This is a genomic window from Pseudoglutamicibacter cumminsii, assembly GCF_016907775.1.
Lineage (GTDB): Bacteria > Actinomycetota > Actinomycetes > Actinomycetales > Micrococcaceae > Pseudoglutamicibacter > Pseudoglutamicibacter cumminsii.
In genome coordinates this window covers 1,164,331-1,190,744 of the sequence record NZ_JAFBCO010000001.1, presented here as the reverse complement: position 1 = coordinate 1,190,744, position 26,414 = coordinate 1,164,331, and the positions used below count along the sequence as shown (strand labels likewise).

The 26,414-nt window shown below is 61.0% G+C and carries 21 protein-coding genes; 4 read left to right on the top strand and 17 right to left on the bottom strand.

Translation table 11 applies throughout. The features are described 5' to 3' along the window. Positions 1–22 precede the first annotated feature (22 nt). Positions 23–3,175 (bottom strand): DEAD/DEAH box helicase, encoded by a 3,153-nt coding sequence (locus JOD50_RS05460; RefSeq protein WP_204880724.1) that lies wholly within the window; start codon positions 3,173–3,175, stop codon positions 23–25. 28 nt (positions 3,176–3,203) lie between these two features. Continuing rightward, on the bottom strand, positions 3,204–4,121 hold the full coding sequence (locus tag JOD50_RS05455; RefSeq protein ID WP_204880723.1) for a GIY-YIG nuclease family protein: 918 nt from the start codon (positions 4,119–4,121) through the stop codon (positions 3,204–3,206). A 181-nt stretch (positions 4,122–4,302) separates the two neighbouring features. On the opposite strand from JOD50_RS05455, the gene JOD50_RS05450 reads away from it, so the two are divergent. The 3 genes from JOD50_RS05450 to JOD50_RS05440 all read left to right on the top strand — a co-directional run bounded on the left by JOD50_RS05450 (position 4,303) and on the right by JOD50_RS05440 (position 6,847). Continuing rightward, the gene (locus JOD50_RS05450; RefSeq protein ID WP_204880722.1) at positions 4,303–4,860 is read left to right on the top strand and encodes a type IV toxin-antitoxin system AbiEi family antitoxin domain-containing protein; all 558 of its coding nucleotides are present in this window, start codon (positions 4,303–4,305) and stop codon (positions 4,858–4,860) included. Further along, complete coding sequence (locus JOD50_RS05445; RefSeq protein ID WP_204880721.1) at positions 4,857–5,705, top strand: nucleotidyl transferase AbiEii/AbiGii toxin family protein; 849 nt, start codon at positions 4,857–4,859, stop codon at positions 5,703–5,705. Before JOD50_RS05450 ends, JOD50_RS05445 begins: the two co-directional genes overlap by 4 nt. Before the next feature lie 158 nt (positions 5,706–5,863). Continuing rightward, positions 5,864–6,847 carry a class I SAM-dependent methyltransferase gene (locus JOD50_RS05440; RefSeq protein WP_204880720.1) on the top strand — a complete coding sequence of 328 codons (984 nt, stop codon included), beginning with the start codon at positions 5,864–5,866 and terminating at the stop codon, positions 6,845–6,847. A 109-nt stretch (positions 6,848–6,956) separates the two neighbouring features. On the opposite strand, the gene JOD50_RS05435 is transcribed toward JOD50_RS05440, so the two are convergent. The 4 genes from JOD50_RS05435 to JOD50_RS05420 all read right to left on the bottom strand — a co-directional run bounded on the left by JOD50_RS05435 (position 6,957) and on the right by JOD50_RS05420 (position 11,577). Continuing rightward, positions 6,957–7,634 (bottom strand): HAD-IA family hydrolase, encoded by a 678-nt coding sequence (locus JOD50_RS05435; protein ID WP_204880719.1) that lies wholly within the window; start codon positions 7,632–7,634, stop codon positions 6,957–6,959. A gap of 29 nt (positions 7,635–7,663) precedes the next feature. Next, entirely contained in the window at positions 7,664–8,251 is a 588-nt protein-coding gene (locus JOD50_RS05430) for a cysteine hydrolase family protein (RefSeq protein ID WP_204880718.1), read from the bottom strand. A gap of 6 nt (positions 8,252–8,257) precedes the next feature. After that, positions 8,258–9,766, bottom strand: coding sequence for a purine-cytosine permease family protein (locus tag JOD50_RS05425; protein ID WP_204880717.1), 1,509 nt, complete (start codon positions 9,764–9,766; stop codon positions 8,258–8,260). A 149-nt stretch (positions 9,767–9,915) separates the two neighbouring features. Further along, complete coding sequence (locus JOD50_RS05420; protein WP_239541534.1) at positions 9,916–11,577, bottom strand: SLC13 family permease; 1,662 nt, start codon at positions 11,575–11,577, stop codon at positions 9,916–9,918. A 199-nt stretch (positions 11,578–11,776) separates the two neighbouring features. Between JOD50_RS05420 and JOD50_RS05415 the strand changes: the two genes are divergently transcribed. Further along, a complete protein-coding gene (locus JOD50_RS05415) occupies positions 11,777–12,514 on the top strand; it encodes an SDR family oxidoreductase (RefSeq protein WP_204880716.1) in 738 nt (245 codons plus the stop codon). 151 nt (positions 12,515–12,665) lie between these two features. Here JOD50_RS05415 and JOD50_RS05410 read toward each other — a convergent pair whose 3' ends face one another. The 11 genes from JOD50_RS05410 to JOD50_RS05360 all read right to left on the bottom strand — a co-directional run bounded on the left by JOD50_RS05410 (position 12,666) and on the right by JOD50_RS05360 (position 26,336). After that, complete coding sequence (locus JOD50_RS05410) at positions 12,666–13,964, bottom strand: MFS transporter (protein WP_204880715.1); 1,299 nt, start codon at positions 13,962–13,964, stop codon at positions 12,666–12,668. Positions 13,965–14,111: 147 nt separating this feature from the next. Then, on the bottom strand, positions 14,112–15,410 hold the full coding sequence (locus JOD50_RS05405; protein WP_204880714.1) for an MFS transporter: 1,299 nt from the start codon (positions 15,408–15,410) through the stop codon (positions 14,112–14,114). Positions 15,411–15,416: 6 nt separating this feature from the next. Continuing rightward, positions 15,417–16,502, bottom strand: coding sequence for a cytochrome P450 (locus tag JOD50_RS05400; RefSeq protein ID WP_204880713.1), 1,086 nt, complete (start codon positions 16,500–16,502; stop codon positions 15,417–15,419). A 480-nt stretch (positions 16,503–16,982) separates the two neighbouring features. Continuing rightward, positions 16,983–17,594, bottom strand: coding sequence for a 3-oxoacid CoA-transferase subunit B (locus JOD50_RS05395; protein WP_233430864.1), 612 nt, complete (start codon positions 17,592–17,594; stop codon positions 16,983–16,985). 107 nt (positions 17,595–17,701) lie between these two features. Further along, on the bottom strand, positions 17,702–18,394 hold the full coding sequence (locus tag JOD50_RS05390; protein ID WP_204880711.1) for a 3-oxoacid CoA-transferase subunit A: 693 nt from the start codon (positions 18,392–18,394) through the stop codon (positions 17,702–17,704). Positions 18,395–18,430: 36 nt separating this feature from the next. Then, positions 18,431–19,387: a LysR substrate-binding domain-containing protein gene (locus JOD50_RS05385; RefSeq protein ID WP_204880710.1), complete on the bottom strand. Its 957-nt coding sequence runs from the start codon at positions 19,385–19,387 to the stop codon at positions 18,431–18,433. A gap of 60 nt (positions 19,388–19,447) precedes the next feature. After that, positions 19,448–20,335, bottom strand: a complete 888-nt coding sequence (locus tag JOD50_RS05380) for an anchored repeat-type ABC transporter permease subunit (RefSeq protein WP_204880709.1) — start codon at positions 20,333–20,335, stop codon at positions 19,448–19,450. Further along, the gene (locus JOD50_RS05375; protein ID WP_338052028.1) at positions 20,329–21,237 is read right to left on the bottom strand and encodes an anchored repeat-type ABC transporter ATP-binding subunit; all 909 of its coding nucleotides are present in this window, start codon (positions 21,235–21,237) and stop codon (positions 20,329–20,331) included. The genes JOD50_RS05380 and JOD50_RS05375 overlap by 7 nt, the downstream gene beginning before the upstream one ends. Then, positions 21,224–22,237, bottom strand: a complete 1,014-nt coding sequence (locus JOD50_RS05370) for a choice-of-anchor M domain-containing protein (RefSeq protein ID WP_204880708.1) — start codon at positions 22,235–22,237, stop codon at positions 21,224–21,226. The genes JOD50_RS05375 and JOD50_RS05370 overlap by 14 nt, the downstream gene beginning before the upstream one ends. Before the next feature lie 91 nt (positions 22,238–22,328). After that, complete coding sequence (locus JOD50_RS05365; RefSeq protein ID WP_204880707.1) at positions 22,329–24,035, bottom strand: anchored repeat ABC transporter, substrate-binding protein; 1,707 nt, start codon at positions 24,033–24,035, stop codon at positions 22,329–22,331. Positions 24,036–24,038: 3 nt separating this feature from the next. After that, positions 24,039–26,336 carry a choice-of-anchor M domain-containing protein gene (locus JOD50_RS05360; RefSeq protein WP_204880706.1) on the bottom strand — a complete coding sequence of 766 codons (2,298 nt, stop codon included), beginning with the start codon at positions 26,334–26,336 and terminating at the stop codon, positions 24,039–24,041. Positions 26,337–26,414 lie beyond the last annotated feature (78 nt).

Below are 26,414 nucleotides of genomic sequence, written 5' to 3'. Positions count from 1 at the left end.
TGTCGTGACCCGCCGCTACTACCTACCGAGCCGCGCGAGCGATATCGAACAAGCTCGCCGGCATCGGGCGTTCAAGTTCCCAAATGATCTGCATCGGTTTCTCCCCTGAATGCTTCACATAGCGGGCGTTACCGAGGCACGTGTATGGCTCCGTTCCGATCTCACCGTTCTTCGCCTTCCGGACGAACAGGACCACGTGCGAGCCTTCTGATTCGTGGTTGATGTACCGCTGCCCGGTGGGCGATGCTTCCCGCGTGAGGCTTTGAGATTCCCAATGGAACAGCGTGTCTGTCAAGGCGTAATCGTGATACATCGTGGTCGGAGAATAGTCGGCCTCCGATTTCTTCAACGTCACCAGCAACACATCGGTCTGCAGTTCCGGAATCCACTTCACGCCTTCACGGATGCTGCCAGGCTTCTCCGAGTTCAGCGACCCCACGCCCAAGCCAGCAAGCAGTTCCTCTCGGGTATAGGTCGCGTGGCTTCTGATGGGTTGGGTCTCAAGCCCTCCAGACAGCGGACGCGGAACAGCCCTGGAAACCACTTCCCGGAACTGCATAATCTGCGCCAGTTCCTCCCGCACAAACCGAGCCTCCAGAAGCTCCGTCAACCCAGCTGCAACCCCATTCTCATGACCAGACGGCCAGAACGAGTAGTACAGCATCAACGCAACCGGATCCTGCAGCAACTCAGGTGTGACCTTGCCGCTGTTCAATACGCGCAGATATCCCTCGAAACGGACCGGGTCGTCCACATGTACAAACTTGTTGGCTCGCTGCAGCAGTTTGCTTTCGGCTTCGCTCGGACGGAACGAGCTGCGCTCATTCGCCCATGCTTCATATTGGACCCACGCGTTCGGTCCTTTATCACCGAGGTATGTGCGGGTCGCTCCCGGTTTATATACCGACGGAAGGTCGCGATCAGACCGCTCCAAATAGTCCTTGAGGTGCAGGCCAGCTTTCACGTCAGCCGCCGTGCTCATCTGGCGCACATCCGCCAGGAAGTCCTTGGTGCTCATCGTCACCTGGCTCCGAAGGTTAGCGACAACCTCCTTCTGAGTGACCTCATCGAGCACAATCTGACACCCTGCCGGCAGCATCGGGAAATGATCCTCCGCAGAACGTTGCAACTGTTTCCGGTCCTGACCGGTGAGTGCGTGCAGTTTGATATCGAAGCGGAAGTTCTTGTGCTGGTGACCCACAAAATCCAGGACCGTCAGGATGCTCTTGTCTTTCGCTCGGCGCAGGCCGCGGCCTAGCTGCTGGATGAAGATGGTGGCCGACTGGGTCGGCCGCATCATCAGGACCGTGTCAATAGCTGGCAGGTCGAAGCCCTCGTTGAAAACATCGACCGCCATGAGGCAGTTCAACTCGCCAGAGGCAAGCTGTTTGATCGCTTGGTCGCGGTCCTCGCGCGAGGTCTTGCCCGTGACAACGCCCGATGGGATGCCGGCCTGGTTGAAAACTTCGGCCATGTAGGTGGCGTGGTCAACAGAGACGCAGAAGCCGAGGGCTTTCATGTTGCCGGTATCAGTCACGATCTCGCGGGTGGCTTGAATGATTTTCTTAGCGCGCTGATCGTTGCCAGTATAAAGACGGTCCAGGTCCGCGACCCGGTACCCGCCGGCAGTGAACTGGGCACCGGATAGGTCCACACCATCGGCGATGCCGAAGTAGTGGAAAGGAACCAGAAGATCGTTGTCCAGCGCAGTCCAGAGCCGGAGTTCGCTCGCGATCCGGCCGTCAAAGTATTGGCCCACGATGTTCTGGCCGTCCATCCGCTCAGGAGTTGCGGTCAACCCCAGGAACTCTTTACACCCATCAAAATGCTGGATGACGCGTTCGTACGTGGCGCCGGCACTGTGGTGGAATTCGTCGATGATCACCACGTCAAAGTGATCGCGGTCCAGCTTGGTGAAGACCGTTTCCTGAGACAGTGTCTGGATGGATGCGAATACATGGTCCCACTTGGTGGGCCGGTAGTTCCCGCCCAACAGCTCCCCGAAAGAGCCGTCGCCGAGAACGTCACGGAAGGTTCGCAGGGATTGCTCCAGGATTTCACGCCGATGCGCAACGAACAGCAACCGCGGGCGTGGGCCCTTGGTGTTTTCGCATAGGCGGCGGTAGTCCAGCGCGGCGATCACGGTCTTGCCGGTACCGGTTGCCGCAACCACGAGGTTGCGGTGCCGGTTGAGGACTTCGCGTTCGTGTTGGAGGTCGTCCAGGATGATCGCCTGGTGCGGGTACGGGCGAACATCCAGGTTCGTGGCCAACAGCGAGTCCGGAACCTTGTCCGCGGCGCCGTTGTTGAGTGCTTGCTGGAGCCGTTCCCCGTCCTTTTCAGGAACGTAGGGTTCGAAGATCGGCGACTGCCAATAGCTTTCAAACGTGGCCTCGAACTTTTCGACCAGCGCTGGGGTCTGGATGTTGGAAACCCGCACGTTCCATTCGAGCCCGTCCACCATCGCCGCTTTGCTGAGGTTGGAGCTGCCGATGTAGCCGGTGTGGAAGCCGGTGTTGCGGCGGAAGACCCACGCTTTGGCGTGTAGGCGGGTGGTTTGGGTGTCGTAGCTGATGCGGACTTCGGCGCCGCACTCATTCACCAGATAGTCCAGGGCGCGTTTCTCGGTTGCACCCATATAGGTGGTGGTGAGGAGACGGACCGGGACTCCACGCCGGTTGAGCTCTTGAAGTTCCTGAGCGATCAACCGGATGCCGGACCAGCGAACGAAAGACATCACCACGTCGACGGCGTCAGCGCTGAGCATTTCGGTTTTGAGCTCGGGGCCAAGGCGGGGGTCGCCTTGCGCGTTGGTCAGTAGAGCGACTTCGGAGATCGGGATCGACGGTGACTGCGGCGCCTTGTGAGGTGGTTTCGCGGTGCTCAACAGTTGCTGGGGTTTAGGCCCCTCGATGTGCTCGCCGTGGCTCACGGAACTCATGGTCGCCAGAAGCCGGTTCACGAAATCGATACGTTCTTCTTCGCCGCTGATCTGCTGGAGCTCTTGTTCGAGGCGTTCCGCAACGAAGCGGGCCGCGACGTGCGGGAAGTCGGCCTTGTCAACCTTGCCAATCTGCGTTTCAAGGGCGGTCGCATCCAGGACACGCCGCAGGCCCCTGGTCACCAGGTCTTCGCGCAGACCTACCAAGAGAGGGTCTACAAACTCATCACTCATCGGCCCTACCTCATTCCTCACGCCACCGCTACTCCGCGGCGGCTTCCCACTGCGCATACGTCATCCCGCCGCTAGTTGTCCATGCAATCCGGCCATTACTACTACGGCCAAGACATATCGCTGCCGCCGTAGAGGGCGAGTTGAACACGATGTCGCGGGTGGCAACACACGCATCGTCCTCTACCCGTAGCGAACCGTCCGCGATCAGCTTGCGATGTTGCTGTGCCAACGCCTCATAGCTGCGGCGGGTGTGCTCAGAGCGCGCCGCACTGGTGTCCCATTGCTTGACCAGGCGCGAGCCTTCCAGCACGAACAGTTCGCCATCCACCGGCCGCATCCGTGCATCCACGCCACGGCTGGCGTGCACCAGAGAAAACACCGGCGATTCGTCCTTCACACCACGCTGAACGGAAGGCGCCGCACCCTCCTCCCCGGACGCGGACCGCAAGATGTTGACGCCCAACATCGGCAGAATCAGCTTCACTTTGCGGATGAATTCGTTGACGGATGCCTCTTGCGATTCCGAGAGTTTCCGGGAGCGCGGGTTGTTCTTGTTCTCATCCAAGCTGCACCGGTCTGCCTTCCGCGCCTCCTGCAATAGCTTGGCTTCCATATAGCCCCAGTGCCCTTCGTTGAAGGAATGGTGCAAGCTCAGGATGATGATGGCCCGCTGCCACTTAGGTTTATTCGCTTGATGGTTGCGCAGCCGCTCCGCGAAGTTCTCCGACCTACCGATGTAGCACCACGTGTTGTTGATGGACTCGGCGTCCTCACCCAAGAGAATATAGACGCCGTTCGAGAGCGCCTCCTCGCGCGCCAGCAACGCCCCCAGCGATTTCCGTGGGGCGGCGATGATCTTGCCGGTCCACCCGGAAATCTCCGCCGCAATCAGCCCGCCCGGGGTCCCATCGGCAAGGAACAACTCAATCGACGTCGGTGTCGCCAAAACGTTCAGACTCCTGAAACACGCACCGCGGCCAGACCACGGTGAACGGTCCTATAAGGTCACTGGTTCGAAAGAACAATTAGATCTAACTTACGTCACATCCATCAGCCCCTAGCGGAACTAAACATCAACAGATATAATTATCTGTAAGCGTTTTGTTTCATGTACTGGAGGTGAACGCATGCGTCCGATCACCCCATCTACCGCCGCCCGCGCAGGCCTGTCCCGCACCGGGCTCTACCGGGCCGCAGAATCTGGCGCCATGACGCGGATCGCACGCGGGATCTATCTTCCCGAGGACGCGCCAGTCGCCGACTGGGGCATGACCGAAGCCGCAACCCGACGCCCCGAGTCGACGATCTGCCTCACTTCTGCGCTCGCTTATCATGACTTAACTGACGCGATCCCTGACACGCTCAACATCGCGATCCCCCGCGGCACCCGCTCCCCCACAACCGAGCAGGCGATCACATGGCACCAGTTCGACGCCGAAACCTTCGACCTCGGCCGCGAAGAAATACCTATCGAAGGTACAGACCTGCGGATCGGGCTCTATTCCCCTGAACGTTGCATCGCCGACGCGTTCCGGCTACGCGGCCAGCTCGGCTACGAAACCGCGCGAGACGCCCTCAAAGAATGGTTGCGTCGCGGCGGCAAACCCAACACCCTGATGCAGCTCGCCCTGCAACTCCCCCGGGCCAAGACCCCGCTCCTCCAAGCCCTGGAGCTGCTGACATGACACATGGCGACGTCGTATTCCGCGCCCTCCAAGCCAAAGCTCGGTCGACAGCGAGCAAAACAGGATCACCAACTCCCACTCAGGAGTACATGATCCGCCACCTGCACGAGTCGTTCCTTGACCGGCTGGTGCGTAGCGGACACGGAGACGACTTCGTACTCAAGGGAGGAATCCTGCTCGCAGCGTATGGCGTCCGCCGTCCCACAAAGGATGCGGACGCTAACGCCATCAACGCAGACGTGAGTCCACAGCACCTTGGCCTCGTTGTCGCCGACATCGCCAACCAGTCCGCTGATGACGGGGTTATATTCGACGACGCGAGCATCACAGTTCAGGAGATCCGAGAACATTCCACCTATCCCGGCTATCGAGTACGTGTAAAAGCATCCATCGGGCCATGGAAAGGCACCTCGGCATGGGATGTTTCTACCGGGGATCCCATCATTCCCCCACCGCAACTCGTGACAATCGATCGGCTACTCGGCGAACCACTACAGCTGCTGGGTTACGCCGCCGAGACAACAATCGCTGAGAAAGCCGTCACTATATTGGAAAGAGGCATCACTAGTACGCGGTGGCGCGACTACGTCGACATCGTCCAACTCTGCAGGCAAGGGTTCGACCCACAAGAACTACGGCGATCGGCCGAAGCCGTCGCTCAGTACCGCGGCATCTCCCTTGAACCCGTCGGTCCACATCTGAAAGGCTACGGCGCCGTCAGCCAGTCCAAGTGGGCAGCCTGGCGTCGAAAGGAGCACCTCGAGCACGCATGCGAAGCCGAGCTCGACGACCAAGTCGCGCTCGTGGCCCACTTCATCGATCCGGTTTTTAACTACGAGGCCTAGGGTTCACTTCCCAGGTTTAACTTCCCAACAGCCAGCCAAACGCCGCCTAGACGACGCGCCCGACCTGGCCAGCCCCCGCCTGGTCTGGCCTAGTCGTTAGCGGCTCGTTGCGGTTATTCTTTAGTGCAAGGATTTCGCACATCAAACGAGGAGATTCCTTGATCATTGAAACCCCTCAGGGCACATGGACGCCCAAAGTCACTCTGAACGACGAGGCCGGCGACCAGTCGCACGCACAGTCGGCGTGCCCACACGAGAAGGTCGCCAAGATGGTGGCTCACTCCACGAAACCGCCAAGCGACGCCGAAAACTATGAGGCGCCCGGCGGCCGACTGTTCGATAACCCGGTGCTCTACGACAACATCTTCGGCTGGGACGCGAGCGAAGAACTCGACTTCATCACCTCCACCACCAACGCTGACCGGCTCGTAGAGTTCGGTTGCGGTTCGGGCCGCGTGTTGCTTCCGTTGTTGGAGCGCGGCTACGAAGTGGACGGCATCGACTCCTCAAGCGACGCACTCATCCACCTCAGCGAGGCAGCGGCCGAACGGAAAACGAAACACACGCCGCGGCTGATCCTCGGCGACCTCACCGAGGTCGCGCTCCTGCCCACATACCCGGGGGCTTTCTCCGCGCTCAACACCGTACGGTGCCTACCCACCCCGGAGCTGGTCGCCGCCCACCTGCGGCGCGCCGCGATGAGCGTGACCACCGGCGGCAAGTACCTGATCCATCTCGATTCCTTCGGCGCGGACCTGACCGAACGTCCCCAGCCCGGTGAATACGGCGATTGGGAAGGCTTCGGAGACCCAGCCGAGAACCCTGAATACCAAAACATCACGGTACGTTGGGAGCTGGCAAAGCGGGAACCCCGCGACGGCTACGACCTCGAAACTGAACGGGTACGAGTCTGGAACGGTGACGAACTCATCGTCGATGAACTCCTGCTTCAGCTCTCCTTGTCGATCTCGGGCTGGCACGATCTCTTCACCGCCGAGGGGCTGTGGACAGTGCACAGCGTTGTCGACGAAGACGAGTTCCAACCGCTCGATGCGCAACAACAGCGGGCGGCCGAAAGCGGCAACTACTGGTTCATTCTGGAACGCACAGACCGCGCAGTCCCACCGCTCTACAGCGCCTAAACACGGCGCTTAAACACAGCACCTAAACACACCGCTTAAAAGGGAACGGATGCGGCTTCGGCCGCACCCGTTCCACGCTTCTACCTGCACCCGCCTCAGCCGGCGTGCGTCAACCACCCGGCAGCAGGATCTTGTGTAGCTCCGCCATGCTCGTAGCGACCTGTCCTGGGTGCGCGGTGTCGATCTGTTCACGCGTTGCCGCGCCCCACGTCACACCCACGGTGTCCACGCCGGCGGCGTTGCCCGCCTGAATATCGGTGGGCGCATCCCCCACATACACGGCGCCACCCGGGCCGCCGCCAGGCTCAGCACTCGCCAACTCGAGCGCCTTCAACACCGGGTCCGGTGCCGGCTTATGCCGCTCAACGTCACCGTTACCCACCAGCGGGCTCAGCTCCGGCAAACCACACACCCGCAAACCGCGGCGCGCCATGTCCGGCAGCTTCGCCGTGACAACACCCACGGTGCAACCAGCCGCTTCAAGATCAGCCAACACCCGGTCCACGCCAGGGAACGGAGCCACCGCGTCGTCATGCATCTCTTGGTTGAACTTCCGGTACACAGCAACCCACTCATCGGCCGCGTCCTCACCGGCGACAGGGCGGAACGTGTCCTCCAACGTCAACCCGATCCACGATTTCATGACCTCATCATCCGGGGCCTGCACCCCGAAATGCTCAAACGTGCGGTGGAACGTCGCCACAATCAACGGGATCGTGTTGATCAGCGTCCCATCCAAATCGAACAGCACAGTCTTCCAGCGCGGTGCACCAGCCACAATGGCCACGTCCTCTCCAGCTACGGGTTCCAGTCCGCCTACGAGTTTAGGTATTCGTCCACGGTCATGAGCGTGAGCATCGGGTTGAAGCAGTCCATGATCGCCATCGCCTGGTCATGCACTTCTTTGGTTCCGCCGCCACACGCGTCCGTCAGCACCGTAACCCACTTGCCGGCGTCCACGGCACCCAGCGCGGTCCCGATCACGCAGCAGTCCGTCGCGACACCGGCCAGCACCAGGCGGTCATAGTCCTTGGTCATTTCAGCGAGCTCATCGCCCCATTTGGAGAACGTCGGCATCGACAACACCCGGTCCCCTTCGAGCACCGGGGAGGTCAGGTCCCACACCGCGGATTCAGGCTCGGCGCGGCATTCGTCCCAACGGTCGTAATAGTCAGCCCACGCGCCATGCTCTTCCGGGTCCCGCACAAAGCGAGTCCAAATCACCGGCGAGTCATCCCGCTCACGCAGCCGCGCCATCGCCTGCTCAACCTCGGCGTAATTTGAGACACCCCACTGACCAGCCTGGTCAGCGAAAATGTTCTGCATATCAATAAAAACCAGCGCCCCCTTCTGCGGTGCACGCTGCTGGGTTGCCGGAACAGAAGCGTCCGATGCGGTACTCATCAATCCTCAACCTTCCAGTTCAGTGGCGGGTTTAGTTTCAGTGGCGGCGCCAGTGTCGACGGCGGAGTCAGCTTCGCCAGCGACGTCAGCTTCAGCGGCCGCCTCGGCTTCTGCCTGTTGGCGGGCCGCCTTCCGCGTACGCAACAGGCCCGTCGGCACAGGCATCTTATACATCAGCATATAGAGCACCCCGGCGCCGAGGATCCCGGCCAGGAAACCGAGGTCACCCACCGAGCGGGACAGTTCAGCGAACGGCCCCACCAGCAGTTCGGTGTCCCAGAACAGCATCGAAATCAAGCATCCGCCGATCCACGCGAAGAAACCCCACTCGAACCGGCGGCCAGTGTTATACAACTCCACCGAGCTATCCACAGCGGGTTTACGCATCCGCAAGTAATAATCCAACAACAGCACGGTACTGAACGGAACCACCAGGTAAGCGAGCACCGAAAGGAAGTTATAGAAACCGCCGTACGGGTCATCCTGCATCAGCAGAGTCATCCCGAGGCTCACCACTGCCACAATGACCACCGCAACAATACGGCTCACAGGAACCTTCAGCGTCAGCAGCGAGAGCGCGCCGCCGTACAGGTTCATCGCACTCACCGGGATCGTGGACAGCACCACGGTAATCATCGCGACCGGCGCCCACGAACCCGTTAGTTGCGCCAGGGCAGGGATCGCATCCAGCTCACCCGCGAAACTGGAAACCAGAACACCGATGCTACCCAGCCAGGTCAGCGCGAGAAAGCTGCCGCCGGCGGTATAGAGCACAACCTTCGAATGCGGGGTGCGGCGCGGCAGATACCGCGAAAAGTCCGATGCGAACGGCGTCCACGTCATCACGTACGCGAAGAAGAAACCGGCGAACGTGACCCAGCCCGCTACCGGGCCCATGTAACTGCCCGCATCGGGGTTGGAAGCGAGCGTGAAGTCAGCCTCCCGCATCGAAAGCACAGAGATCACCAGGAACAACACCGTCAGCACGACGGTCGCCACCTTGTTCACGACGTGCACCACGTTGTGGCCCCACACCGCAAAGACCGCCTGCACCGCGAACATGAGTGCCGCGGCGAGCGCAAAGTTGATGTCCACCAACACTTGGAGCGCGATCACCGCGAACACCGTGTTCACGGCCGTCCACCCGATCGCGGAAACAATGGTGAGCAGGGTGATCGGCAGGTAGTTCCCGTAGAAACCCATGGGGCCGCGGCCCTGAACCTGCTGCGGGACGCCCAGCTTGCTACCGATGCCGGCCAGCAACCCCATCACCAGCACGCCGCACAACGTTCCTGTGGCGACCGCGGTCAACCCCTGGATGACTGACAAACCAAATTGCGCGGAGAAGAAACCAGATACCATAACCGCGAGCACCATGTTCGCGGCGAACCAGAGCGTGAACTGGCTTCGCGGGCTGCCGTGTCTCTCGACATCGGGGATCTGTTCTGTACCGTACGGCTCCGCTTTGGTCAGCGATGTACCGTATGTTGCTTCGCCGGAAGTCTCGGCAGCCATGTTCTGTTCTTTCTTTTCGATGAACGAACCTCCAACAATACCCGGCGGAGGCATCAGCAACGAAAAGCGGTCCCGCAACCAACGTTGGTTGCGGGACCGCTAAAGCAGATGCTGACGACGTCAGCTCGCTTCTATAAGGTCACGTTGCCCTACAGCGCGAGGCCGAACACCCACACAAGCAAGGTCGAGCTTGCAAGCGTAACGACCCCGATGCCGATGACGTTTAGCCAGAAGCCACCCTTGATCATCTCCCCAATGGTGACGTAACCGGAACCGTACGCGACCGCGTTCGGAGGCGTCGCCACCGGAAGCATGAACGCGCACGTCGCCGCCAACGCGACAGGTGCCGCGAACAGCAACGGATCCACACCCATACCAGTAGCGATACCGATCGACACCGGAATGAACGTCGCCGCAGTAGCCGTGTTCGACGTCAACTCCGTCAAGAACAGAATCGCGGCAGCCAAAACCGCAACAATCAGAATCGGCGGGACACCGTTCAAGTGAGCCGCGAAACCACCAATGTCGTCCGTCAAACCCGACTGCGTGAACATGCTGGACAACGCCAAACCGCCACCGAACAGCAACAGAACATCCCACGGAAGTTCCTTAGCCGTCTTCCAATCCAACAAACGCACACCACGCTCAGCGCCAGCCGGCATCATGAACAACACAACACCAGAGACCATCGCGATGCCCGCATCGGAAATGATCGCCTTACCGCCGGTCAACTGAGCGACAGTCGGGATGATGATCCACGCAAGCGCGGTAGCGATGAACACGATGATCACACGGATCTCACCCTGCGACATCGGGCCAAGCTTGCTCATCTCAGAACGAATCAGCTCACGGCCACCCGGGATCTCGTCGATCTCCGGCTTGAACAACACCTTGACCAGCAGGAACCACGTCACCGCCATCATCACAACCGAAATCGGGACACCCACCAGCATCCACTGAGCGAAACCGATCGTGAAACCCAAACGGTCACTCATCGCGCCCGCAAGCAACGCGTTCGGCGGGGTACCGATCAACGTACCCAGCGAACCAATCGACGCCGCATACGCGATACCCAACATCAAAGCGGAACCGAACTTAGTGCGAATCAAGTCAACAGCCGACCTGACCGGTTCGCCTTCCGCATCGTAAGCAATCGACCCCGTCTTAGGGTGAGCATCATCGTTGTGCGTAATCTGATTCACCAGCGACAACACAGACATACCGATCGGCAACATCATCACCGCGGTAGCCGTGTTCGAAACCCACATCGAAATGAAACCAGTCGCGATCATGAAGCCCGCGATCATCGCGCCAGGCTTATTCGGCATCACCCGCAAAACAGCCAACGCGATCCGCCGGTGCAAATTCCACCGCTGCATCGCCAACGCGAGGAAGAAGCCACCCATAAACAGGAAGATCGTGTTGGAACCATACGAGGCACCCACCATGTCAAACGTGACCGGCTTCGGGTCCTTCCCCTCCGCCTGAATCGGCTGCGCTAACACCGGGAAAATAATCAGCGGCAACAACGCCGTAGCCGGGATCGGTAGCGCCTCCGTCATCCACCACACCGCCATCACAATCGCGGTAGCGGCCGTCAGTCGCGAGTTATGCGACATCGAATCCGGAAGGATGAAATAGATCAGCAAGCTCAACGCCACACCGAGCACGAGCCCACCCCAACGCACCTGAACCGTGCGTGTCTCAACAGCCGGGTCCAACTCCCCCGGCGACTTCTGCTTAACGTCACGACCCTTCGACGGATCCGGACGCAGATTCTCCAAATGCTCCTGCATCTTCGGCTTAGCCATGCCCAACCTCCTGGGTGCTTAGGTGCCCTGGGCGCTTCAGGCGCTCTAGACGCTTCAGGCGTTTCAGCAAAGTGATGTGCACCTCATCCTAGGCGGACGGCGCGGATTCAGGAACCCCAGGCTGTGCCGGTGTTAGGACGACGCGGGTCCCTGGCAAGCGCTGGTTTCTTACCGAGCACTGAGCGGCTACGTTGGTTGCATGACTACTTCACATGATTCCGACAAGCCGGTTGCGTTGATCACGGGTGCTTCGCGTGGCATCGGGTTGGCGATTGCGCGCGAGCTAGCCTCGACGCATGAGCTGATCTTGGGTGCCTCTAGTGAGGATTCACTGGCCGATGTGCTGGCCGAGTTCCCGGGTGCCCGCCCGTTCATCGCCGAACTGACTGGTAAAGACGCGATTGCTCGCGCGGTTGCGGACGCCGGCTTCGGTGGCGGCGGTGCGGGCGGTGCTGGCGCGCGGTTGGATGTTCTGGTGCATTCGGCGGGTGTGGCTGACGGCGAGACCGTCGCGGAGACCCCGTGGGATGTGTATGAGCGGGTGTTCGCGGTCAATGTTTTCGCGGTCGCTGAGCTGACGCGTTTGTTGCTGCCGGCGCTACGTGCTGCGGGTGGTCAGGTTGTGACGATCAACTCCGGTTCCGGATATTTCTCCGGCGTAGGGGCTGCGGTGTATTCGGGTTCGAAGTTCGCGCTGCGTGCATTCTCGGATGCGTTGCGTGAGGAGGAACGCGGCGCGGTGCGGGTTACCTCAATCCATCCGGGCCGCGTGGATACGGACATGCAGATGGAGTTGCAGGCGTCCTACGGTAACCACGACTACGACGGTTCGCTGTATATCCGCCCGGAATCGGTTGCCGCGACGGTCCGGCTCGCGGTGGATGCGACGCCGGAGGCGATGATTGAAAACCTGGCGATCCGCCCCGTCCACAAATAACTCAGTTAACCTTCGGCATCAAAATTGTAGAAATCGGCGCGGCGGCTGCCGCTGCATCGCGGGCGCCAGAACGGCGCTGCCGCCATAACGACGCCGGGGCCGGCTTGGTTACGTACCAAGCCGGCCCCGGCGTCGTTGGCTATAAGGGGCTCTAGGCCGTGTCCGGGCCGCGGCGACGATCCAACGTCATGTAGATCAGCACACCGAACAGCGTGAAAACCGGCCACAAAAGCAGCGGCAACCACAGGCCGGCAACCGTGCCAAGGACACCGCCGACAATGCTGCCGATCGGAACCAACCCCCTCGTGAGTGTGCGGCGGAACGCAGAAATCCGGCCAAGCAGGCGCTGTTCGACGGTGGTCGCGGCATAGATCTGCGAGGCCACGTTCGTGATAGTCAGGATGATGCCCCACGTCATCGCGTGAAGAATCAGCAGCACGACGGCCGCCTGCGGCACCGCGAACGCAAACAGCGGCAAGGACGCGGCAACGCCCTGCCCCATGCCGCCCCACACGTACAGTTTCCTGACCGGCACGGCATCAGAAATACGGCCCGAAACGAACGACGCCGCAATCCCAAAAACAGCCATCAAAGAACCAAGAATGCCGTAAAACTCGACACCCAAATCCAAAGTCTGGATAACCAGAATCGATTCAACCGCGGCACCCATCGACAAGCCGGCGTTAGTGAACGCCGAAAGCCACGTCATACCCGCCAACTGCCGGTCAGCAACCAGCACCGACCAGCCATCCTTGACCTGCTCCCAAAACGACTGCTTCACGGGTGCCTGCCCGGCGGTCTGCTCGGCCCCGGCATCGGCATCTGCATCCGCGTCGCCCTCACCCGACTCTGCCGCGGCCGCCCCTGCCTGCATCACACCCGGCCGCGCGATGAACAGCGCGAGGATCATCGCGAGCACCGCGAAACCTACAGCGGCGAGCAGCGTCCAGTTAGCGCCCAACATCGTGACGCCATAAGCGACGGCGACCGGCGCAACAAGTGAGGCGATCCTGTCCCAGGTTGCGATGTTCGCGACCGTCCGGCTGATCTGCCCCTCATGATCCGTAAGGGCCGGAACCGTGGACACCTGAGCGGTCTCCGTCGCGACCGTCACAATACCCATGACGGTCGCGAACACGAGCAGGAACGGGATGGTCAAATGCCCGCTCACCGCCACCGCAACAAGCACTGCGGCGAGCGCAACCTTCGCCACGAGCGCGAGCTTCAAGACGCGGACCGCTTCGAAACGGTCAACAAAAACGCCGATGGGGATGCCCAGAACCATGAACGCCACCATGCTCAGCGCATTCAGTAGACCCATCTGCCACGCGCTAGCGGCGAGGAGGGCAACCGCCACAATCTCAATCCACGGCCCAAAAGCCTGCCCGAAAAACGCGTCAGCAGCGTTCGAAGCTTTCGCCAACCGCAACCTGCGATTAACCACACCCATGACAACTCATTTCTAGCAATGGGACCCAGTTAACGACAGCCCCCTGTGATCTGCAACACAACATCCTGAATCCTATACGAACAACAACAAAGGGGCCGTCTTGGTACGCAACCAAGCCGGCCCCGCTGTCGTTGGCTATAAGAGGTTCTAGGCCGTGTCCGGGCCGCGGCGACGATCCAACGTCATGTAGATCAGCACACCGAACAGCGTGAAAACCGGCCACAAAAGCAGCGGCAACCACAGGCCGGCAACCGTGCCAAGGACACCGCCGACAATGCTGCCGATCGGAACCAAACCCATCGTGAGTGTGCGGCGGAACGCAGAAATCCGGCCAAGCAGGCGCTGTTCGACGGTGGTCGCGGCATAGATCTGCGAGGCCACGTTCGTGATAGTCAGGATGATGCCCCACGCCATCGTGTGAATAATCAGCAGCACCACGGCCGCCTGCGGCGCCAACAACGCAAACAGCGGCAAGGACGCGGCAACGCCCTGCCCCATGCCGCCCCACACGTACAGTTTCCTGACCGGAACTGCATCAGCAATACGGCCCGAGACGAACGATGCCGCAACCCCCGAAACAGCCGCCAAGGAACCAAGAATGCCGTAAAACTCGACACCCAAATCCAAAGTTTGGATAACCAGAATCGATTCAACCGCGGCACCCATCGACAAACCGGCGTTAGTGAACGCCGAAAGCCACGTCATACCCGCCAACTGCCGGTCAGCAACCAGCACCGACCAGCCATCCTTGACCTGCTCCCAAAACGACTGCTTCACGGGTGCCTGCCCGGCGGTCTGCTCGGCCCCGGCATCGGCATCTGCATCCGCGTCGACCTCGCCCGACTCCGCCCCATCCCGCACAGCCTGCATCACGCCCGGCCGCGCGATGAACAGCGCGAGGATCATCGCGAGCACCGCGAAACCGACGGCCGCGAGCAGCGTCCAGTTAGCGCCCAACATCGTGACGCCGTAAGCGACGGCGACCGGCGCAACAAGTGAGGCGATCCTGTCCCAGGTTGCGATGTTCGCGACCGTCCGGCTGATCTGCCCGTCATGATCCGTAAGCGCTGGGACCGTGGACACCTGAGCGGTCTCAGTCGCGACCGTCACAATACCCATGACGGTCGCGAACGCCAGCAGGAACGGGATGGTCAAATGCCCGCTCACCGCCACCGCGACAAGCACTGCGGCGAGCGCAACCTTCGCCACGAGCGCGAGCTTCAAGACCCGTACTGCCTCGAAACGGTCAACGAAAACGCCGATGGGGATGCCCAGAACCATGAACGCCACAGTGGTCAGCGCGTTAAGTAGACCCATCTGCCACGCGCTAGCGGCGAGGAGGGCAACCGCGACAATCTCAATCCACGGCCCAAAAGCCTGCCCGAAAAACGCGTCAGCAGCGTTCGAAGCTTTCGCCAACCGCAACCTGCGATTAACCACACCCATGACAACTCATTTCCGGTGAAAGTTTAGTTCCGCACGCGGCGCGGCTAGTATCGACCGCACATATGGCTCTTGAGCAGGACTATTTATTTGAAGTTCAGAGACGTTCGTGCCCACCCAAAGTACTGCCTGCGTTAGAAGTTTTATAGCGATATTTTTACCTGGACATACTCCTGGGCCAGCCCCAAAAGTCAATAGACGATTCTGTGTTTGTTGTACCCAGCGTTCGGGGTCGAAAATTTCACTGTCGCGCCCCCATGCTTCAATAGACTTTTGAGCAACGCTGTGTCCCAAAATCACTTCGTCTCCTTCCGCAACTAAAACACCGTTGAGATAGTGGTCTCTCGCCGCGGTCCTGGTAAGTCGCCAGGCAGTTGGATACAAGCGCTGAAGTTCCAGAATGAACGCACGGGCTTTGAGTTCGTTGTCAAGCCACTGAAGCCACGATGGGTTAACTGCCAAAAAGTAGAAAGCAACCTCGAAAGCGGCACCTGTGAAGGCTACTAACGACTGCACCAAGCGAAGAAAAAGCTCACTCTTTTCGGCCGGTAGGAGTTCCAGTTCAACGTCATTAACTATCGTTACGAGATCATCGTAGGCAACATGGTTTTCTTGATCTAGAAGTTCACCAACTTTCAGATCAAGCTCGTCTCGAGCCTTACCCTTCAACCGCCAGAAAGCACCTTGCACGTCGTCCCGTACAGTCTTCCTACCAAGGTAGTATTCAACGTGGTTGTTGAAATCAGATGCCCGTCGCGGATCGAAGATCCTATCTTTGTACAAAGAGTACATAAGCCAGATTCCGTCTGACTGCATCCTTAGCGTACGTGGTCTCTTGAACTGTTGATCAAGAAACTCAGGCAGCTGCTCTACTGCCGGCGATGCTAGGCCAATAAACCGTTTAAGGACTCTTACCCGTTGATCGTGCGGCAGTGGAAAGAAATTGCGTGTCCGCAGAAACGCTGATTCGTCCACGTAGTTCGCTTGGTCGTGCAATATTGCCTTTATTAAGGCCTCATCCGTGACTAACCACGGGCCCGTTTCAAGCTTTACCGGCGTCTTAGCTTCGCCATACTTTTCATGCCACTCGACCATGTGCTTCCATAACGACTGTCTCGGAAAATCTGGCCCTCTCACAGGCATAGTGCTCTCCAATTCACCTAAACAACGGGAGGGCTCGGATGACCCGGCCCTCCCGAAGAAACGAGAACTTTACCAGGTATATTGCTTCGAGTAGGCCAGACAAACAATTCGCCCTTGGCCACGCAAGCGAGCTTTTACCTTCCGAAGAGTTTTCATACAATCACCCCCTAACCTGTGATATAGATCACATTATCCGTAGTGGTCGAAAGTTTCAAGCATTATCAATTTTCGGGACTTGATCGGGATCTGCAAAGGAATAATGACCATTCTCTCGAGAACTATAAGGTCACACAGATCCTCACATTTAACGATATTGAGGAAAGGACAGAAGCCTCCACCTAACAACAACGGGGCCGGCTTGGTACGCAACCAAGCCGGCCCCGCCGCCGCCTCTCGGGCTAAGTAATCGAGCGCTAACTCATCAAGCGCTAACTATGCTCGCTTGAGTTCGATGTCGAGGGCTTCCTGAAGTTCGTCGAAGCTCATCCCGAACGTCTCCAGAACAACCACGCCGTCGTCGGTCAGATCGAAGATCGCGCGGTCCGTGTACACGCGGGAAACACACCCGGTACCGGTCAGCGGGTAGGTGCATTCCGGGACCAGTTTCGGTTTGCCGTCCTTGGTGAACAGCGTCATCATGACCAGCACATCCTTAGCGCCGATCGCCAAGTCCATAGCGCCACCCACCGCTGGGATCGCATCCGGGGCGCCCGTGGACCAGTTCGCCAAGTCGCCGCCACCGGAAACCTGGAACGCACCCAGAACACACACGTCCAGGTGGCCGCCGCGCATCATCGCGAACGAATCCGCGTGATGGAAGAAGCTCGCCCCCGGCAGCTCCGTCACCGGGATCTTACCGGCGTTGATGAGCTCCTCATCAACCTCATCATCCTTGGCCGCAGGACCCATGCCGAGCATCCCGTTCTCCGTATGCAGCGTCACGCCGGAATCCGCATCCAGGTAGTCGGCAACCAGGGTCGGCTGCCCAATACCGAGGTTCACGAACGAGTGATCCGGGATGTCCCGGGCCACGATCTGCGCCATCTCGGTCTTCTCCAGCGGGCCGCGGTCGGTGTGCTCAACCGTGCCGCGCTCCGCGTCGGCGCCCTCCACGCCAGCGCCTACGGCTTCATTCTTCACGTTGTCCTGGCTCATGCTGCGGTCTCCTCCTTTGGCAGGGCCGACAAGTCGAGGACGTCGTCGGTGTAAATCTTCGGGGTCACAATGTTCTCTGGGTCCAGCTCGCCCACCTCAACCACGTTGTTCACCTCAACAATCGTGCGGGTTGCCGCGGTCGCCATGACTGGCGCGAAGTTCCGCGCCGTCTTCCGGTACACGAGGTTGCCCATCTTGTCCGCGGTTTCCGCGTGAATCAGCGCCACATCGCCCTTGATCGGGTACTCCAGCACATAGTTACGGCCGTCAATCTCGCGGGTTTCCTTGCCCTCCGCGAGCGGGGTTCCGTAGCTGGTCGGGCAGAAGAAAGCGCCGATGCCCGCGCCAGCGGCACGCATACGCTCAGCGAGGTTGCCCTGCGGCACCACCTCAAGCTCGATCTTGCCCGCACGGTACAGCTCATCGAACACATAGGAATCCGACTGGCGGGGGAACGAGCACACCATCTTCCGTACGCGACCCGCCTGCAGCAGCGCCGCGAGCCCCGTATAGCCGTTGCCTGCGTTGTTCGATACGACCGTGAGGTCGCTCGCACCCTGCTCAATCAGCGCGTCAATCAGCGTGACGGGCATACCCGCCATACCGAAACCGCCAATCAGAACAGTCGAACCGTCCTTGATGCCTTCTACTGCGGCGAGCGCGGATTCATGGAACCGTGTCTGTGCCACATCGATCTCCCTTCAGTGAGTCCTACGTAAGTTTGGTTAAGAGTTCAAAACCTTGGTTGCGTCTGCGTCTGCAGTGTCGCCGCCCACCGCGTCGCCTGCCGCGGCGTCGCTTACGACGTCGGTGCTGACTAACGCTTGGATGACGTGCTTGATCACGGGGCTGGATGTTCCGGCGCGGGTTACTAGCGCGAGGTCGGTTGGCAGGGTTCCCGGCACGGTCTTGAACACCACGCCTTGCGGTTGGAGCGCCTGCACGGATTCGGGGATGAACGCGACCCCGGCTCCCGCGGCGACAAGCGCGAGCAGTCCCGCCGTGCCCGGCGCGGTGTGCGCGATGTGCGGCGTGAAGCCTGCGGCATGGCAGCTTGCCACGCCGCGGGCGTTGACGTTGGAACGCGGATCGCCGAAAGCGATGAAGTTTTCGCCCGCGAAGTCTTTGAGCTCAGGCTCGATGTCTGGTGCGGCGAGCGGATGCCCTTCCGGCATCGCGGCCACGAGGCGTTCCGTTCCGAGCGGATACGTTTCCAGCGCCGGGTCCGTTGTGTTGCCACGCAGGATACCCATGTCGAGGTGGCCGTTGTGGATCTGTTCGAGCTGCGCCGGGGTCAACAGGTCCGTATGCACTTCGAGCGTGATGTTCGGCAGCGCCTCGGTCACGGCTTGCTTGATGCGGGCGAGCTGAGCGAAACCGGTGGTTCCGGTGAAGCCGATGCGGATAATCCCGGCCGAACCGTTAGCGATGTTGCGCACCCCATCGATCATCGCATCGACGTCCGCGAGCACGCGGCGGGCCTCCTGATTGAGGTACGCGCCGGCCTCGGTGAGTTCGACCTTGCGCGTGGTGCGGTTCAGCAGGGTGGTGCCGAGCTCTTTTTCAAGCCGGGAGATCGTCTGCGACAGCACCGGCTGAGCAATGTGGAGCCGCGTTGCGGCCTCGCCGAAGTGGAGGGTCTGCGCAACAGCCGTGAAGTACCTCAACGATTTAATGTCCACAGCCGCCTCCTTTGATTGCTCTTCTTTAAGAATAAGAGGCAATCAATAGGAACTGAAATATCAATTTGGCTGGGATTTATAACGCTCGGCAATCAATCGAGGTGCCCGCCGCGCAAATACACCGTGCCGCGGCCCGAACAGCCAAGCCAACACAAAGATCAGGGCACACACGAGAACCACGGCGCCGCCCGTCGGCACATCCAGCGACCACGAAACATAGATCCCCACGAACGCACCCAGCACACCGAATCCGGCCGCCGTGAGCATCATTGGAACCATCCGGTCGCACACCATCCGCGCCGCGGCCGCCGGCGTCACGAGCAGCGCGATCACCAGGATGTTACCGATCGTCTGAACGCTCATCACCACCGCCAGCGTCACCACAACCGCCAACACGATGTCCAACAGCATGACCCGCATGCCGATCGCCGCGGCATAACCGCGGTCCAGCCCCACCATCATCAGGTCGCGATGGAACACAGCCAGCACGCCCAAGATCAGAACCGACCCCACCACTGTCGTCACGAGCGCCGAGTCCGGGATACCCGTGAGCGAACCGAACAGGAACGTGCTGAGGCTGCCCGAATAGCCCGGCGCGCGCGACATCACGACGATACCGATCGCGAACATCGTGACCATCAAAATACCGATCACCGTATCCGAGCGCAGCCGCTCATTCTGGCTCAACACCGCAATCAAAACAGCGGTCACCACGCCGGCGATCAGCCCGCCCCACAACAGCGAACCCTGCAACACGAACGCCACAGCGAGCCCCGGGAAAACGGCGTGCGAAATCGCGTCGCCCATGAACGTCATCCCCCGCAACACCACATGCGTGCCCACCACGGCGCACACGAGCGCGGAGAACGTCGCAACAACCAGCGCCTTCGGCAGAAACGCGAGCTGCGGGTTGAACAGATCCTGCAGAAAATCCAGCGGCGTCAGCATGAATGCGTCACCCCCTCCGATGCGGTGGTTGCGTTGTATTTGGTCATCGGCACCGGTGCTGGCTTAGTCGCGCCGTCCGACGCGGCGGCGCCTGTGAAGGCGCCAACTTGCGTTAGCAGCGGCGAGGTTTCGCTGACCTGGAAGGTGCGTTGCCACAGCTTCGGATCGTTGAGGCTACGCGGCGGGCCTTCCGCGATCACGGTACGGTTCAGCAGCGTCACGCGGTCCGCGATGGTGAGGGCGTGGCTGAGGTCGTGGGTAGACATCACGATCGCCGCCCCTTGCCGCGCGAGCTCAACGAACAGTGCGGACAGCTCCTCTTGGGTTGGCATGTCCAGCCCTGTGAACGGCTCATCGAGCAACAGTACGCTCGGCTCCAGAACCAGCGCGCGAGCGATCATGACCCGCTGCCGCTGACCACCAGACATCTCGGAGATCGGGCGGTCACGCAAGTGCGTCATCGAAACCCGCTCCAAGGCGTGAGCAACCCGCTTCATGTGCGAAACACCCAGCCGCCGCCACCGCGAAACCGAACGCACCAGTCCAAGCCGCACCACATCGGCCGCCGTCACGGGGAACGTCCAGTCGATATCGTGCCGCTGCGGAACATAACCCAAACGGCCCTCTAGGTTCACCGAACCGCCCGCCAACGGGACGAGCCCCTGCAACGCACGCATCAGCGTCGTCTTACCGGCACCATTCGGGCCCAACAAAACATGGATCTCCCCCGCGGCGGCGCTGATCGAGGCGCCCTCCAGAACAGGCCGCTGCCCCAGGTTGACGCACACATCGCAACCCTCGAGCACCGTGTTGCCGTGATGCAACGCGTGATGTTCCCTCAACGCCTGCTCATCCGTCAGCGCTTTGCGGGCACTCAGCGCTTTCTTCTCACTCGTCAGCACCGCTGCCCCACACTTTCTCTTCGGTTTCGCGGCGCTTGCGCTGCAGCACCACGCCGACAACCACGCCCACCGCGATCACCACAGCCGCACCGCCGGCCAGCCACCATGCCAACGATGCGCCCGCCGGCTTGTTCTCGCCCGCTTCAGTCGATGCGCCCTTGCTAGCGCCGTCACCGGCCGCTTCCTTACCGCCGCTGTTGGCTTTCTTCGCGGCCTCGTGCGCCGCATCGGTATCCGTAGCGTCACCTACCGCGAACACCAGTGATGCAGAGGCCGATACCTTCTTGCCTTCGCTATCCTCGGCGGTCATCGTGAGGTCAGTCGTGTACTGGCCTTCCTTCGTGAAAACCCAGTTCGCGTGAGTGTGCGTGTTCTTCTCGATGAAGACGCTGTTGTGTTCGGCGAGGTTCGAGCTGTCAACCAGCACCTGCGGGTCACCGAAGTTACCCGGCTGCAGGAACAGAGTGAGCTGGCCAGGGCCCTCGGCCTTGCTGAACTTCATGGTCACGCCACGCTCGGCGTGCTTGATGAGCTCAGGGTCCTGGGTGTTCCAGCCCAGCCACACCACACCGGAGACCTCAACCTGCGGAACAACCCAGGCTTCCTCGCCGCCTTTAGCGCCGGTGAATTCGTAGCCGCTGTCCGGGATCTGCTGCTTGCCGGCGTCGTGCACCTGAATCACAACGTCCTCAAGGTTGCGCCACACCGCAGGCGAGGTGCGGTCATCACGAACCTGTAAAACCCATTCGCCATCCACGCGACGCATCCCCAGATCAGCGTGCCCCACGTCCATAACAGCTGGCTCGCCCGTGACGGTGCGTTCATCCGATTCGACCGTCTGCTCGAGCGCCGGATCATCCGACGGCTCAGCGTGCGCCACCGAAGCCTGCCCGAAAACGCCCACGAAAGCCCCAGCAACAGCGAGAACGAAAGCGAGCGCGCCGGTCAACAAAAGAGCCGACAGCCTGCCCGCAGGCTTGAGCGTATGTAACTTCAGCATCGTGAGTGTCCTTATCAGTTCCAGATTTCAGCAGTATGTAGGGCCGGCCGCCAGCGGTTACCGCCGACCAACGGTAGGTGAGGCGCCGCGGCTACCGGCCGGGCGCATCGTGATCACCCAGCGGCTTCCCGCCGAGCGAGCGCGCGAGCGAATCCGCGTTGGCGCGCATCAAAAGTTCGTACGTGTTGACGCCAGGGCTGAACGCGTCACCCCAGATCGGCGCGACACCAACCCCAGCCAGCTTCGCGGCGTCCCGCAACGATTGCGCCGTGGTGCCCGCGGTTTGTTCGATGAACACTGACGGGACGTTGAGATCGCGCAAGGTCGCGGCGAGCCTCCGGCGTTCCGCGAGCGAGGGCTCCTGCCCCGGCGAAGGCGAAACCGAACCCGCAACGTCCAGCCCGTACCGGTTGGCGAGGTACCCGTACGCCTCATGCGTCGTCACGAGGTTCCGGTTGCGCTCCGGGATGGACTTGATCGAGCGGGCAACGTAATCGTCCACCTCGTCGAGCCGGCTAATGTATGCCGACGCGTTGCTGCGGTAACGGGACGCGTTGCGTGGGTCTTTCTTGATCACTTGGTCGCGGATCACCTCAACATAGGCTTGCGCGTTGGCCACGTCGTGCCACAGGTGAGGGTCGATTTCGCCGTGCACGTGCTTGCCGAGTACCGCTTGCGGGAGCTGATACACGTCGGTTCCCGGGCGGCCGATGAACCTGAACGCGGGGTCAGCCGGGATCGGCTGCAGCGCTTTCGGTGGCACGTGGATCACCGTGTTCTCGAGCGGAATGTCCTCCGGCTTCGGCTCATCCACACGCATCACGAGCCGACGGTTCACGATGTCCGCCGTGATGTCTGCATGCCCCTTGCTGACGATGCGGGGCTCAGCCCCCGCTGTCCCCGCCGGCATGTCAGCGGTAGCTTTGTCAGGGCTCACGCCAACAGCGATCCGCAACGTCGAGGCCACAATGCCCGACACATCGGCGGCTTGGTCGCTGTTGTCGCCCTGTTTATTGCCCAGCGTCCCGCTGGCGGCAGGGGTTGCACGGAAGCGCAACGTGTAGACGCCCGGTTCGGTGAACGCCCACGACATGTGAGTGTGTGCGCCCGGCGGGAGGTTTGTGATGTTCTCTCGCGAGTTTTTTGGCAAGGAGGAGTCGAAGACCTTCTCCGGCCGCCCGAACGTTCCCGTCACGAAAGCGAATACCGTGCCCGGGCCGTCGGCCGAGACGAGACCCAAGCGCGTCGCGTCTCCACGTTTGGTTCCCGGCGTCAGCTTGCTACCGGCATCCGCGCTTGTTGTTGCAACCCGCAGCCCGAGCCACACGGCATCCAGCGAGCGGGACTCCACGAGCGGGATGATTTCCGCGCCGTAACCCGAGGCCTCCTCTGCAAGCGCAATGTGGGTTGCGTCCGCGCCAATGTTCCCGTCGATCGCGCGGATGATCGATTGTTCTTCCAACATGAGGTAGTTCGAGAACGCGAGGTCCGCGAGCGCGATGTCGCGCATCGCCCGCGGGGTCGGCTCGAACGAGTGCGGGTCAGCGCCGTCCGGGACGAGCGCACTCACGTGGGCGTGTTCCCCGACAACGTTGCGGGCGAGGTCCGCGAGGATCCCGGTGGTCGCTACGATCCGCAGACCCCCGCTCTCGAGGCCGCGGCTTGTTGTCCCCGGGAGGAAAACAGCCGCAGCGGCGGCCCCCACAGCGAGCGTGATAAACGATCGCCGCGAGAGCCCCCGCTGAGGTACAGGCTCGTTTGCGGCCTGCTGGCTGTTATCCGTTTGGTGTTGGTTCACGCATTACTCCGCGTTGCGTGCACGGCGAAGCACCATGAACGCTCCCGCACCGACTGCCGCGAGGAGGCCGCCAGCTACACCCATGTGGACGACGTCCGCGCCGGTGCGTGCAAGCGAACCGCCGCTAGCCTGAGGCAGCGCACATGGCTTGCCGTCGGCGGTACGGCCAACGGTGTCCACAACCATGACCTTGTTGCCCTTCTTGAACAGCTGACCCTTCTTCGCAGACTTCTGGTCCTTCGCGATGCCGGATACGGTCACGGTCGGCTTTGAGCCTTCAGTGCCCGATGCGGAACCAGGGGTAGACGAGCCGTTACCCGGCTGTGTGCCTGGCTGCTTGCCCGGCATTGCGGCGCCCGCGGTCGAGTTGAACCAGCGCTGGCCAACGATCTGGCCGAAGTTGCCGGAAGTAAAGACCGCGACGTTACCGGGACCGCTCACGGATTCGAGCGTCCACGTCACAGGGCCCGTGGTGTCTTTGAGGGATGGGTGCATCGTGTTTGCGCCGATCCATGGAACACCCGGGATTTGGGTGGATGGGACCATCCACACGTTGGAGCCCTTCGGTGCAACGAATTCGATGCCGGCTGGCGCGGCGACGCGTGCCGCGTCACCGAGTGCGAACGTGATCGAGCTTGGTTCAATCCACGCGGCTGGCTGCTTGCGGTCGTCCTTGAGGGATGCCTTCAGGGTCTTGCCGTTGAGCTGCGAGCCGAGGTCGAAGTGCCCGCTGGTTGCACCCGCGGCACCTGGGCCAACGTTGAAGCGCAAGGTTGCACGAGCAGACGTGGTTCCGCCGCTCTTGAGGGTTGCGGTCTGACGGATCTGAACCGTATAGGTGCCCGGTTTGGAGAACACCCAGTTCGGGTGCACGTGCGAGTTAGCTGGAACCGTCGCGCTTCCGTTGACTTGCGACATCGGCAACAGACCCGATGCGCCGAGCGCCGAGGTTCCACCCTTGGTCGCGCTTCCGGTGGTTGCGGGAGTCTTGCCCTGCTGTCCGCCCGAGTTTGCTGCCTCAATTTCCTGCTGGGTTGCCTCGCGCGCTTCCTCAACTGGCATGCACTGAGCTGCCCCTGGGGATGCCGGAGCTTGAGGCGCGTTTGCTGCCGGAGCTCCAGCATCTTCAGCGACTGGCTTCGATGGTGCTACTGCTTCGGGCTTTTCGGAAGCTGGCTTTTCTGCCGGTTTCTTCACGGCCGGCTTCTGCGACTCTGGCTTCTGCTTTTCCGGAGCCGGCGCTGGCTTCTGCTTGTCCGGAGCCGGCGCTGGCTTCGGCTTCTCTGGCGCAGGCTTCTTCTCAGGCTCTGGCTGTGGCTTTTCTGGCTCTGGCTTTGGCTTTTCCGGAGCCGGGTTCTCAGGCTGAGGCGTCGGCTTTGGCTTCTCAGGCTGAGGCGACGGCTTTGGTTCCTCAGGGGCTGGCGTAGGGTTCTCTGGTGCAGGCTGCGGTTTTGGTTCAGCCTTCTTGAAGGCTGTTCCCTTGTGCTTGGAGCCTACGGTGAAGTAGTAGGTCTGCTCTTCTGATTCAACAGTGGCACCAGACTTGCTCGCGATGCCGCGTGCTTTGACGGTGATCTTGTACAGGCCTGGCTTGGTGAACGCCCAGTTCGCGTGGGTGTGGGCTGGGAAGGTTTGTTCGCGCACCGCGCCGGCTTTGAGCTCGGTCGCGCCGCCCTTCAACAGCGGCTCCATCCCTCCGAAGCCGTTCGTGCCGAAAAGATACACCTTGCCGGGGCCGCTGACCGCGGTGAATTCGAGGTCGATGTGCTTGTCGACCCCGCCTCCCTGGGTTCCGAGGGTGTCCCATCCTGGCCAGAGGAGGTTGTGGTCTTGCGTTTGAGGCAGGAAGTAGCTTTGGCCGGCGCCTGGCCAGCCGTCTGGGATGGTCTGTTTGGCCGCGTCCTTGACGTGCAGTTCGACCTTGGATGGGTCGCGCTGAACGTGGGATCCGGTGACGTCTTCCTTCAAGTTGAGTTTGAGGGCACCGTTGGATGCGGTGACGTTGAACGCGTCGACGTGGCCCTTTTCAAGGACCAGGTGGTCGGCTGCTGGTGCCGCGGTCGCGTTGTTCGCCGCTGAGTTATCCGTGGTGGCAGCGATCGCTGATGCGTTGTCTGGAGCATCGGTAGCGTGTGCCGCCACTGGCGCGACTCCCGCGAGCAGCAGGGCAAGTACACCTGAGGTGGCGGCGAGACGGGCGTTGACGCCCTTGGTCACGTGCTTCTTGGCGCTGAAGGCTGGCGCGGCGGTGGTAACTGGCGTGGCGTTCGACGCTGGAGCCTTGTTCCCTAATGGCGGCATGACTGTGCGCTTTCTAATGTGGAGAATAGATCTAACGCTATTGAGACTCATTTGCAATAGCGTTCTATTTCTACCACA